Annotated in this window: 11 protein-coding genes; 5 read left to right on the plus strand and 6 right to left on the minus strand. The window is 70.1% G+C overall.

All coding sequences use genetic code 11. The features are described 5' to 3' along the window. Positions 1-83 precede the first annotated feature (83 nt). The 3 genes from B0W88_RS34360 to B0W88_RS03690 are packed head-to-tail and all read left to right on the plus strand — an operon-like array spanning position 84 to position 2,644. Positions 84-1,238, plus strand: coding sequence for a PEP-CTERM sorting domain-containing protein (locus tag B0W88_RS34360; protein WP_077033298.1), 1,155 nt, complete (start codon positions 84-86; stop codon positions 1,236-1,238). Positions 1,239-1,255: 17 nt separating this feature from the next. After that, positions 1,256-2,383 carry a PEP-CTERM sorting domain-containing protein gene (locus B0W88_RS03685; RefSeq protein WP_144006585.1) on the plus strand — a complete coding sequence of 376 codons (1,128 nt, stop codon included), beginning with the start codon at positions 1,256-1,258 and terminating at the stop codon, positions 2,381-2,383. Positions 2,384-2,386: 3 nt separating this feature from the next. Continuing rightward, entirely contained in the window at positions 2,387-2,644 is a 258-nt protein-coding gene (locus B0W88_RS03690) for a hypothetical protein (RefSeq protein WP_077033300.1), read from the plus strand. Here the strand turns inward: B0W88_RS03690 and B0W88_RS03695 are convergent. The 6 genes from B0W88_RS03695 to B0W88_RS03720 all read right to left on the minus strand — a co-directional run bounded on the left by B0W88_RS03695 (position 2,583) and on the right by B0W88_RS03720 (position 9,715). Further along, positions 2,583-3,389 carry a quinoprotein dehydrogenase-associated SoxYZ-like carrier gene (locus B0W88_RS03695; RefSeq protein ID WP_077033301.1) on the minus strand — a complete coding sequence of 269 codons (807 nt, stop codon included), beginning with the start codon at positions 3,387-3,389 and terminating at the stop codon, positions 2,583-2,585. The genes B0W88_RS03690 and B0W88_RS03695 overlap by 62 nt on opposite strands. A gap of 3 nt (positions 3,390-3,392) precedes the next feature. Continuing rightward, the gene (locus B0W88_RS03700; RefSeq protein WP_077033302.1) at positions 3,393-4,307 is read right to left on the minus strand and encodes a quinoprotein relay system zinc metallohydrolase 2; all 915 of its coding nucleotides are present in this window, start codon (positions 4,305-4,307) and stop codon (positions 3,393-3,395) included. Between the two features lie 8 nt (positions 4,308-4,315). Then, positions 4,316-5,332: a sulfurtransferase gene (locus B0W88_RS03705; protein ID WP_158080788.1), complete on the minus strand. Its 1,017-nt coding sequence runs from the start codon at positions 5,330-5,332 to the stop codon at positions 4,316-4,318. After that, the gene (locus tag B0W88_RS03710; protein WP_083748555.1) at positions 5,329-7,455 is read right to left on the minus strand and encodes an ATP-binding protein; all 2,127 of its coding nucleotides are present in this window, start codon (positions 7,453-7,455) and stop codon (positions 5,329-5,331) included. The genes B0W88_RS03705 and B0W88_RS03710 overlap by 4 nt, the downstream gene beginning before the upstream one ends. Before the next feature lie 131 nt (positions 7,456-7,586). Further along, positions 7,587-9,467, minus strand: a complete 1,881-nt coding sequence (locus B0W88_RS03715; RefSeq protein ID WP_077033305.1) for a ferrous iron transporter B — start codon at positions 9,465-9,467, stop codon at positions 7,587-7,589. Further along, positions 9,464-9,715 carry a FeoA family protein gene (locus B0W88_RS03720; protein WP_077033306.1) on the minus strand — a complete coding sequence of 84 codons (252 nt, stop codon included), beginning with the start codon at positions 9,713-9,715 and terminating at the stop codon, positions 9,464-9,466. The genes B0W88_RS03715 and B0W88_RS03720 overlap by 4 nt, the downstream gene beginning before the upstream one ends. Before the next feature lie 110 nt (positions 9,716-9,825). Between B0W88_RS03720 and B0W88_RS03725 the strand changes: the two genes are divergently transcribed. Beyond that, entirely contained in the window at positions 9,826-10,803 is a 978-nt protein-coding gene (locus B0W88_RS03725) for a BMP family protein (protein WP_077033307.1), read from the plus strand. After that, the coding region (locus B0W88_RS03730) for an ABC transporter ATP-binding protein (RefSeq protein ID WP_144006586.1) at positions 10,803-11,731 on the plus strand (929 nt) is incomplete at its 3' end. The genes B0W88_RS03725 and B0W88_RS03730, both read left to right, overlap by 1 nt.

The raw sequence follows: 11,731 nt of genomic DNA on the forward strand, positions 1-11,731 counted from the left end.
TAGGTGTCTTAATTCCGTGAATTAATACAGTGAATCAATTGATGCATTAATCGATGCATTGATGAAACACACAGGAGCCGCGCATGCTGAAGAAGAAGTCCATTCCCCTCTCTCTGGCCATGGCCGCACTGGCGGCCAGCACCGGCGCCGCGGCGGCCGGTCCGCAGTACACGATCGTCGATCTCGGCGCGCTGAGCGGCGACGTCTCGCAGGCCTTCTCGATCTCGGCCAACGGCGCCAACATCGGCGGCCGCTCGTTCAACGACACCTTCTCCACGCCGGCGACCTGGAGCGCCGCCAAGGGAACGATGACCGCGCTGCCGGAGCTGCCCTCGCGGATGAGCGCCCGGGTCAACGGCATCAACAACGCAGGCACGGCCGTCGGCACCGCCTCGGTGACGGTGTCGGGCCTGAACCCGCTGCCGGTGGTCTGGCAGAACGGCTCGGCCACGCAGCTGCAGCTGCCCACCGGCATCAGCACCGGCCGCGCCACCGCGATCAGCAACAACGGCCTGATCGTCGGCTCCGCCGGCGGCGGCACCAACCAGATCGCCGCCATCTACTCCACCAAGGGCGCAGCCACGGTGATGCCCAAGCTGGCCAACGGCGGCTGGATGGTCGATGCCATGGGTGTCAGCGACACCGGCCTGGTGATCGGCACGGGCTTCGACCCGGACAACCAAGCGCGCAACGCGGCGCTGGTCTACGACACCACGACCGGCATCACCACCGACCTCGGCGCCGTGGCCGGCAAGAACGGCGCGATCCCGTTCGCGATCACCGGCAGCGGCAACTACATCGCCGGCGTCAGCTCGCAGAACCAGGGCAGCGGCGTGCCCTTCATCTGGAGCGCCGCCACCGGCATGCAGGCGATCCCGCTGCTGGACGGCACCGGCTACGGCCAGGCCACCGGCGTGAACTCGTCGGGCTGGGCGGTCGGCTCCGACGGCGGCCTCTACTCGAACCCCTTCCTGTGGGCCGACGGCACCCTCTACAGCGTGGCCAGCCTGGTCACCGATGCGAGCTGGGACTTCAGCTACAACACCGCGTCCTCGGCCTACTCGATCAGCGACAACGGCACGATCGTCGGCACCGCGTACCACAACGGCGTGGCCCATGCCTACGAGATGGTGCTGACCTCGGCCGTGCCCGAGCCGGGCAGTTGGGCGCTGATGGCCGCCGGCCTCGCCGCCGTCGCCGGCGTGGCGCGCCGCCGCAGCCGTTCCTCGTCGTGCTGATCCGGGAGGGCACCACCATGCGTTTGAATAAGCTCCTACTTGCACTGACCCTGCTGGGCAGCGCCTCGGTCTTCGCGGCGCCGAGCTACACCATCGTCGACCTCGGGCCGCTCGCCGGCGACGCCTCGTCGAACGCCTACAACATCTCCGCCGGCGGGCTGATCACCGGCCGCTCCTACGGCAGCGCCAGTTCCACGGCCATCCTCGCGAGCGCGGGTGGCGGCGTCAGCGGGCTGGGCGGCCTGAGCGGCAGGAACTACGCCTGGTCCTACGGCGCCAATGCCGGCGGCACCGTCGTCGGCGCGGCCGCCAGCACATTGGTCGGTTCGGGCGCACTGCCCGTGGCCTGGCAGGGCGGCGCCGCCACGCAGCTCGCGCTGCCCGCCGGCACCACCGGCGGCACGGCCTACGACGTCAATGCGTCGAACCTGATCGTCGGCCAGGCCAGCGGCGCGACGCCGCAGGCGGCGATCTTCGGCACCGGCGGTTCGAGCCTGGTGCCGACGCTCTCCGGCGGCACGACGATGGCGATCGCCTACGCGGTCAACGACTCGGGCCTGGCGGTCGGCTACGGCACCAGCGCGGCCACCGGCTCGGCGCGCATCGGCGTGGTCTACGACACCGCCTCGGGCGCGGCCACGCTGCTGGGCGCGCTGCCGGGCAAGAACGGCTCGATCGCCTACGACATCAGCAACAGCGGCTACGTGGTCGGCGCCAGCGTGCAGAACACCTCGCAGACCGGGCTGCCCTTCATCTGGACCGCAGCCGGCGGCATGCAGGCGATCCCGCTGCTGAACGGCGCCACCACCGGCACCGCCCGCGGCGTCAACGACAGCGGCTGGGTGGTCGGCACGGTGGGCGTGGGCAACACGACGCCCTATGTCTACGACGGCACGAACGTCTACGACCTGGGCACCCTGGTGGGCAGCGCGCCCGGCTGGTCGATGACCAGCTCGTTCACGCAGGTGATGGGCATCAGCGGGAGCGGCATCATCGCCGGCACCGCGGTCTACAACGGTGCCGCCCATGCCTTCGCGCTGATGCCGACGGCCGTGCCCGAGCCGGGCAGCTGGGCGCTGATGCTGGGCGGCCTGGCGCTGGTGGCGGCTGTGGGCGCGCGCCGCGGCCGCAGGCAGGCGGGCTGAGCGATGCCGTCGGCCCACCTCGCGCGCGACCGCTTCGCGCAGATGCTGCAGGTGCTGGAGGTGGAGCTGGCCGCGATCCGCCGCATGCCGAGGCCGGAGCTGGCGGCCCGCGAGGACGAGCTCGTGGGCGTGATCGGGGCGCTGCGTTCGACGATGCAGCGCTTCGGCACCGAGCCGGCGAGCTGGCTCGACCCGCTCGCTACTGCAAGCGTTGCTGGGCCTCGAAGCGCCGGTCGTGGGAGTCCTCGACTTCGGCCTTGAGCAGGCCGCCGCCGGCCGCGGGCATCACGTAGAAGCGGAAGTTCGGGTTCTCGCTGATCGAGATGTCCAGGTCGGCGTCCATCACCCGCTGGCCGGCGTAGCTGACGTTGATGCGGCGCACGTAGTGGGCCGGTGCGTACTGGCGGGTGTACTGGTCCATCGCCAGGCCGCTGTTGTTCGGATGGCTGATCATCAGCTGGACCAGCTCGGGGCCGCTGGCCTGATCCTGGTGGAGGAACTTCATCCTGCCCAGCGTCTTGGCCGCCTCGGCCGCATCCTTGCTGGCCGGGGCCGAACAGCCGCCCGAGGCCTTGACCCACTGGCGGCCCATGTAGAGGCTGCCATCGTTGAGCTCGGCGATCGCGCGCACGTAGCCGTAGTCGTTGATGCGCACGCGGGTCTCGATGTCGGCCCGGCCGCTGCGCGGCGTGAAATGGAAGACGCCGGCGATCGGCGAAGGGTTGTTGTCGATGACGAGGTAGACGGCGTCGATGTAGCGCTTCTCGCTCTGCGGCACCAGCGTGCGGATGGCCACCGGCACGACGGCAGCATCCTCGGCGCGGGTGGGCGCATCGAGCGCGATCACGCCCTCCGCCGCGGCGATCGGGCGCTTGTCGAACAGGCTGGTGCGTACCTTGTCCCAGATGGCTTCGGCGTCGGCATCGTCCGGGGTCTTGATCTGGGCGAAGCTGCCGGCGGGCAGGCCGAGGCCGGCGAAGAGCATTGAGCGTCGTGTGAACCGCATGGATCAGTCTTCCCACTCCAACTCGGCGAAGGCCGCCGTGACGTTGCGCTTGTGGAACTGGTCCACCAGCAACCAGGACGATGCGCCGTCGCAGGGGATGGTGTCAACCGCTTCCTTCAGGCTGCGGCCGGCCTTGATCGCCGCGCGGGTGTCGCGCAGCAGGGCGGCGAGGTAGTGGCGCTGGGCGTCGAGGGCGGCAGGCCAGTCGGTGCTGGGCGCGCCGTGGCCGGGGATGGCACGCTGCACGTCACTGCGCTGCGCCAACTGGTCCAGCACCTGGAGCCAGCCGCGCAGGCTCCCGTCGAGCACCGGCAGGTGGCCGGCGAACAGCAGGTCGCCGAGGACCAGCGTGCCGGTGCGTTCGTCGAACACGCTGAGGTCGTTGTCGGTGTGGGCGGTAGGCCAGGCCTGGACCTGGAGCTTGCGTCCACCCAGGTCGAGTTCGAGCGGCTTGCCAGGCGCTGCGGTGAGCGTCGGGGCGGGCAGGTCGGCCGGCGTCAGCGCGAGGCGGAAGTCGCGCTCGACGGTGCGGCTGACGTACTCCCGCCGTGCACCCAGCGCCGCTGCATAGCGATCGCTCGCGACGAAGCGGGTGGCCGGGTCCGCGGCGAAGGCGGCCTGGCCCAGCATGTGGTCCACATGGGCATGCGTCGTGATCACGTAGCAGACGGGCAGGGCGCTGCGCTCGCGGATCGCGGCCAGCAGGCGCCGCCCGACGACCGGGCTGCCGCCGGTGTCGACGACGGCGATGCAGCGGCTGCCGATGACGACGGCCAGGTTGGCGATGTCCCCGTCGTTGGCGGCCAGCCAGTCTTCCTGGCGGCCTTCGTGGAGCAGCAGGCCCGGCGCGATCTCGCGCAGCGCCGCCGCATGCGCGGTCGTGACCGCCAGCAGCAGGCCCAGCACGAGCGCCCGCATGGCGCCGCTCAGGGCTTGGCGGCCTTCATTGCCGCCATCTCCTTCTCCATCGCATCCAGCCGCTTCTGCAGCGCGCTCAGGCGCCCGGTCAGCATGCCCACGTTGACAAAGCTCACGTCCTCCGCCGGCGCCGCCAGCGTGTTGCCGTAGCCCAGCCACGAGGAGTCGTAGACCTTGACCTTGGTGAAGCCGATCTCCTGCAGCACGGTGGCGGTCTCGGAGGCGCGCACGCCGCTCTGGCAGTAGACGATGGTTTCCTTGTCCGGATCGAGGGCGCTGTACAGCTTCTTCAGCTCGTCGCGGCTCTTGAGGTTCAGGCCGTCCTTGTTGGCGACCAGGCGGCGCTCGAACTTGGTGACGGCGTCGGGGTCGACCTGGTTGTTCTGGTAGTCGATGGCGATCGCGCCCGGGATGTGGCCGCCGCGGATCGCGCGGATGTCCTCGCCGCGGAACTCGGCCGGCGTACGCACGTCCAGGATCTGCACCGACGGGTCCTTCAGCCTGGCGATCACGTCCTTCGTGTCCACCAGCAGCTCGGGCCTGGTGCCGAGCTTCAGCGTCACCGGCCTGGCGACGGTCGCCTCGGCCGTCACCGGCTTGCCGGCCGCCATCCAGTCGTCGATACCGCCGTGGTAGATGAGCGCCTTCGTGGCGCCGAAATACTGCAGCGTGACCAGCGCGAAGTAGACGCCCGGCGCGCCCTTGGGCCCGTAGACGACGATCTCGCGCTGCGGGTCGATGCCGGCCCGGCCCAGCTTGCGCTCGATCTCCGGCAGCGGCAGGTAGTCCTCGGTGTTGTCGTTGCGCAGCGCGCCGGTGACCTCGTCGATGTTGACGGCGCCGGGGATGTGGCCCTGGCGCCAGGCGCCGGCGCCGCGCACGTCCCAGACCAGCGCTCCATGCTGGCGGGCGGCCTCGACCTGCTCGGTGTCGAGGATGACCGACGGGGCCGCGAACGATCGGCCGGCGAGGGTCAGCAGCAGCAGCGCCAGCGTTGCCGCCGCGGCGGGCATCCTTGATGTCATCGATGTGTCTCCGTGCTTGTCGTCGTCACCCACCGCGCCAGGCATTGCTTGAGGTCGCTGATGCCGAAGGGCTTGGCCAGGAAATCGTCCATGCCGGCGGCCAGGGCCGCATCGCCCTCGTCGGCGCGGGAGTTGGCGGTCATGCAGACGATCGGCAGCCGGGTCGGGCCGGCCTCGATGCGGCGCCATTCGCGGGCGGCGCTGAGGCCGTCCATCTCGGGCATCTGCATGTCCATCAGCACCAGGTCGAAGCGCTCGCTGCGCAGCTTCTCCAGCCCGGCGCGGCCGTTGTCGGTGATGACCACGCTGGCGCCCAGCTCCATCAGCATGACCTGCACGACCACCTGGTTGACCGGGTTGTCCTCGCACAGCAGCACATGGGGACCGCCGGTGCCCTCGGGGGGCGAGAGCGCCGCGATGGAAGCCGGCGCCACGGCCGGGCGCGGGGCGTCGCTGTGTTCCAGGAAGTTCTCCAGCGCGCTGCGGCGCACCGGCTTGTACAGCGAGGTCGTGCCTTCCACATGCAGGTCCGAGCCCAGCGACTGCATCAGGCCCAGCTTGAAGGGGCCGTGGCGCAGCGACATCGGCGGCGGCTCGCCGGGCGGCAGCAGCGCGGCGTCCAGCAGCAGCACCTGGCAGCCCTGCAGCGCGGCGGCCGAGGGCAAGCCCAGGCAGATGCGCGGCTCGATGCGCAGCTCGTTGAACAGCGAGCGCATGTGCCGGGTCAGCGGCTCGCCGGCGCAGGCGACCAGCAGTTCGTCATGGCGCAGCAGCGGCGGCATCGGGCTCTGGCCCTCGCCCGGCCGCAGGGGCAGCAGCAGCGTGAAGGTGCTGCCCCGGCCGGCCACCGACTCGACCTCGATGCGCCCGCCCATCAGCTCGGCCAGCTCCTTGCTGATCGACAGGCCCAGGCCGGTGCCGCCGTAGCGCCGGGTGACGGACTGGTCGGCCTGGCGGAAGGGGTCGAAGACGTCGTTCAGCGCGTCCGGCGCGATGCCGGGGCCGGAGTCACGGACCTCGATGCTCAGCCAGTCCTGCGCGTCCTTGCGACGGCTGGCCACGTGGATGTGCACGCTGCCCTTGTCGGTGAACTTGACCGCATTGCCGACCAGGTTGGACAGCACCTGGCGGATGCGGGTCGGGTCGCCCAGCAGCAGGCGCGGCACCTCGGGCTCGCAGCTGTTGCACAGCTCGATCTGCTTGTTGAACGAGGTGGCCGCGAACAGTTCGTTGACGTCGCTCACCAGGGCGCGCACCGCCAGCGGATGCTGCTCCAGCTGCACCTTGCCGGCCTCCAGCTTGGACCAGTCCAGGATGTCGTTGATCAGCGCCAGCAGGGTCTTGGCGCTCTGCTCCTGCAGCATGGCCAGCTGCTGGCGCTGGTCCTCGTCGGTGCGGCGCGAGCGCAGCAGCTCGGCGGCACCGATCACGCCGGACAGCGGCGTGCGGATCTCGTGGCTCATGTGGGCCAGGAAGCGCGCCTTGGCGCTGGCCGAGGCCAGGGCGGCGTCGCTGGCCTCGCGCAGGGCCGTCTGCAGCTTGCCGCGCCAGAAGGTGGCGAACACCAGGTTGGCGCAGACGTACAGCGAGCTGAGGATCACGGCCATGTGCAGGCGCAGCGAGGGCGAGGCGAGGGCCTTGCCCTCGTGCTCGCCCATCAGGAAGGAGGCGCAGGCATAGGCCATCACCAGCACGCCCTGCAGCACGCCCAGGCGGGTCAGGCCGCTCATCAGCGTGACCACCGGGATCATGGCCATCCACCAGAACGAGGGCGTGTCCACCGCGAAGTGCTGGACCGCGCCCAGGCCCAGGCCGAGGCTGAAGAAGGAGGCCGTCTGCAGCCACAGCAGGCCGCGCCGGTAGTCGCCGTGGCGGCGGGTCCACAGATGGATCAGCAGGGCGCCGCCGAACACCGCGCCGGTCATCCACCAGTTGGCCACCGAGCCACGCACGATGGCCGAGGCGATGTACAGCGGCGCCAGCGCGAAGATGAAGCCGATGTTGAAGTGGAACATGCGGCGCTGGAACAGCCGCTCCAGTTCGGGGCCCGAAGTCAGCGCCGGGCGTGCCGCCGCGCGGTCATCGAGTGACGGAGCGGCAGGGCGGTCGGGCTCTTGGGGCATCGGGAGGGGCGACGCCGGCACCGTCAGGTGTCGACGTTAGGGTGGCACGCCACCGAATCCTGCCATGGCTTCGCCGGCTTGGCGAGCATGTCGGGGCGCGCAAGTCCGCGACCCCGGCCGAGGGGTGCGCCTCAGCCGATCAACCAGGTGCTGACCCTGAAGGTGATGAAGGACGCCAGGTAGGCCAGCCCGAACAGGTAGGCCAGCATGATGGCCGGCATCTTCAGCCCGCCGGTCTCGCGCCGCACCGCGGCGAGCGTGGACAGGCACTGCGGCGCGAACACATACCAGGCCAGCAGCGAGAGCGCGGTGGGCAGGCTCCAGCTGGCGGCGATCAGCGGGGTCAGGGCTTGCGCGGCGTCCTCGCCGGCGGCGGAGAGCGCGTAGACCGTGCCCAGCGAGCTGATCGCCACCTCGCGCGCCGCCATGCCGGGGACCAGGGCCAGGCTGATCTGCCAGTTGAAGCCGATCGGCGCCAGCAGGTGCGAGAGGCCGCGGCCGATCCAGCCGGCGATGCTGTACTCGATCGGGGCGCCGGTGGCGCCCGCCGGCGCACCGGGGAAGCTGGACAGCGCCCACAGCACCAGCGTCATCGTCAGGATCACGCCGCCGACTCGTCTGACGAAGATCTCGGTGCGCTGCCACAGCCCGATGGCGATGCTGCGCGCATGCGGCCAGTGGTAGATCGGCAGCTCCATCATCAGCGGCCGCACCTGCGAGCCGGTGCTGGTGAAGGTCTTGAGGACCCAGGCCACCGCCATCGCGCCGACGATGCCGGCGAGGTAGAGGCCGAACAGCACCAGGCCCTGCAGCTCCAGCCCGCCCCAGACCTCGCGGTTCGGGATGAAGGCGCCGATCAGCAGTGCGTAGACCGGCAGCCGGGCCGAGCAGGTCATCATCGGCGCGATCATGATGGTGACCAGCCGGTCGCGCGGGTTGGCGATCGAGCGGGTGGCCATGATGCCGGGGATGGCGCAGGCGAAGCTCGACAGCAGCGGGATGAAGCTGCGGCCCGACAGGCCGACGCTGCCCATGATCCGGTCCAGCAGGAAGGCGGCGCGCGGCAGGTAGCCGGACTCCTCCAGGATCAGGATGAAGAAGAACAGGATCAGGATCTGCGGCAGGAACACCAGCACCGAGCCGCAGCCGGCGATGATGCCGTCGACCAGCAGGCTGCGCAGCAGGCCTTCGGGAAGGTGGGCGTTGATCGCCTGGCCCAGCCATTCGACCGCGGCCTTGATCGCGTCCATCGGCGGCTCGGCCCAGGAGAACACCGCCTGGAACAGCAGGAACAGCACCACCATCAGGATGATCGGGCCGGCCACCGGATGCAGCAGCACGCGGTCCACGCGGTCGCTGGGGAGGTGGGGCAGGTGCTTGTCCAGGCTCAGCGAGCGCAGGATGTCCCGCACGGTGGCGTGGTCGGCCTCCTGGCTGGTGGTGGCGGCGGTGACGACGTCGCCGCGGGTCGCCCAGACTTCGGGCCGGTCCAGCAGCGCCTTCAGTTCGTCGATGCCCTCGCCCTTGGTCGCCACGGTGCGCACGACCGGCACGCCCAGCGCCCGGCCCAGCGCTTCAACATCGATCGCCAGGCCGCGGCTGGCGGCCAGGTCGGCCATGTTCAGCGCGATCACGACCGGCAGGCCCTGGCGCTTGACGGCCAGCACCAGGCGCAGGTTGCGGCGCAGGTTGGTCGCGTCCAGCACGCAGACGACCAGGTCGGGCCGCTTCTCGCCGCGGGCGCGGCCGGCCAGCACGTCGCAGGTGACCCGCTCGTCCGGGCTGCGCGGGTGCAGGCTGTAGGTGCCGGGCAGGTCCAGCAGCCGCAGCGTCTTGCCGGCGGCGCTCTTGAGCCGCCCTTCCTTGCGCTCGACGGTGACGCCGGCGTAGTTGGCGACCTTCTGGTTGGAACCGGTCAGGCGGTTGAACAGGGCGGTCTTGCCGCAGTTCGGGTTGCCAACGAGCGCGAGGAGCTTGCCGCCGGGATGGATGTGGACGACGGCCTCGTTCATTTCGTGACTGCCACGCAGGCCGCTTCAGCGCGGCGCAGCGCGAAGGTCGACTGCCCGACTCGCACCACCAGCGGGTCCGAGCCCGGCAGGCCCTTGGCCATCACCCGCACCGGCTCGCCCGCCAGGAAGCCCAGTTCTTCGAGCCATGCAGCCCATTCCGGTGCATGGTCGGGCGCGCTGACGTGGCGCACGAAGAGGGCGTCGCCGATGGCGGCCTCGGCAAGGCTGGCGTGAGAAATGCTGGACATGGAGTCGGAACAATCCAATCGAGAATGATTCGCATTGTACGGCTCCGCCGTCATATGCGTTTCTTACAATGCGCCCCGCCCGGTCAACCCAACCCCAACCCAGACCTGCCATGCCCACAAAGCTCCTGCCTGTTGCTGTCCTGCTGTCCTTGCTCACCGCTGCCGCCGCCCAGGCCCAGCAGCCCGCCGTCGTCTTCGACATGGGTGGCAAGTTCGACAAGTCCTTCAACCAGGCCGCCTACGAGGGCGCCGAGCGCTGGAAGAAGGAGACCGGCAAGGAGTACCTGTCCTTCGAGATCAGCAACGAGACCCAGCGGGTGCAGGCGATCCGCCGCATGGCCGAGCGGGGCGCCAACCCGGTGATCTCGATCGGCTTCTCGCAGAAGTCGGCGCTGGAGCAGGTGGCCAAGGAATTCCCCAAGGTCCACTTCGCGATCATCGACGAGGAGATCAAGGCGCCCAACGTCGAGTCCATCCGCTTCAAGGAGCAGGAAGGCAGCTATCTCGTCGGTGCGATGGCCGCACTGACGAGCAAGACCGCCAAGGTCGGCTTCGTCGGCGGCATGGACATTCCGCTGATCCGCAAGTTCCAGTGCGGCTACGAGCAGGGCGCCAAGGCGACCAATCCGAAGATCGAGATCACCTCCAACATGACCGGCACGACCTCGTCCGCCTGGGCCGATCCGACCCGTGGCGCCGAGCTGACCCGGGCCCAGTTCGCCAAGGGCGTGGACGTGGTCTTCGCCGCCGCCGGCGGCACCGGCGTGGGCGTCTACCAGGCCGCCAAGGACGCCGGCAAGCTCGCCATCGGCGTGGACAGCAACCAGAACCATGTGCAGCCCGGCACCATGCTGACCTCGATGGTCAAGCGCGTGGACGTGGCCGTCTACAACGTGATGAAGGGCTGGGAGCCGGGCCTGCAGGTGCTGGGCCTGAAGGAAGGCGGCGTGGACTATGCGATGGACGAGAACAACGCCAAGCTGGTGACGCCCGCCGTGAAGGCCAAGGCCGAGGCGCTGAAGGCCGACATCGTGGCCGGCAAGATCAAGGTCGCCGACTACATGGCAGGCGACGCCTGCAAGTTCTGATGCCGGCATCGGCCGTCAGGCTCCAAGACATCAGCAAGCGCTTCGGCGCGGTTCAGGCGAACCGCGAGGTCTCGCTGGAGGTGGCTGCGGGCACCGTTCACGGCCTCGTCGGCGAGAACGGCGCCGGCAAGAGCACGCTGATGGCCATCCTCTACGGCTACTACCAGGCCGATGCGGGCGCGATCGAGATCGACGGCCGGCCGGTGTCGATCACCAACTCGCACGAGGCGATCGCGCTGGGCATCGGCATGGTGCACCAGCACTTCATGCTGGTGGACACGCTGTCCGCGCTGGACAACGTGATGCTCGGCGCCGAGCCCGGCTGGCTGCTCAAGCCCGCCGCCCGGCAGGTGCGCGAGAAGCTGGTCGCGCTGATGGCCGAGACCGGCCTGCAGGTGCGGCTGGACCTGCCCGCGGGCGAACTGCCGGTGGGCGAGCTGCAACGGCTGGAGATCCTCAAGGCCCTGTACCGCGGCGCCCGCATCCTGATCCTGGACGAGCCCACCGCGGTGCTGACGCCGCAGGAGACCGAGCAGCTGTTCGCCACGCTGCGCCGCCTGCGCGAGCGCGGCACCACCATCCTGCTGATCACGCACAAGCTGAAGGAAGTGATGGCGCTGTGCGATGCGGTCACCGTGATGCGCGCCGGCGCGGTGGTTCATTCGACCGCCATCGCGGACACCAGCCCCGAGGCGCTGGCCGAGGCGATGGTGGGCCGCAAGGTGCAGCTGGGCCGCGTGGCCGATGCGATGCGCGCCGGCGGCGCCCGGCTGGCGGCGCAAGACCTGACCCTGCTGGGCGAGGGCGGCGCGCCGCTGCTGGACGGCGTCAGCATCGAGCTGCGCGCCGGCGAGATCGTCGGCGTGGCCGGCGTGTCGGGCAACGGCCAGAGCGAGCTGCTGGAGGTGCTGGCGGGCATGCGCGCGCC

It is taken from the genome of Pelomonas sp. KK5 (assembly GCF_001984095.1).
Taxonomy (GTDB): domain Bacteria; phylum Pseudomonadota; class Gammaproteobacteria; order Burkholderiales; family Burkholderiaceae_C; genus KK5.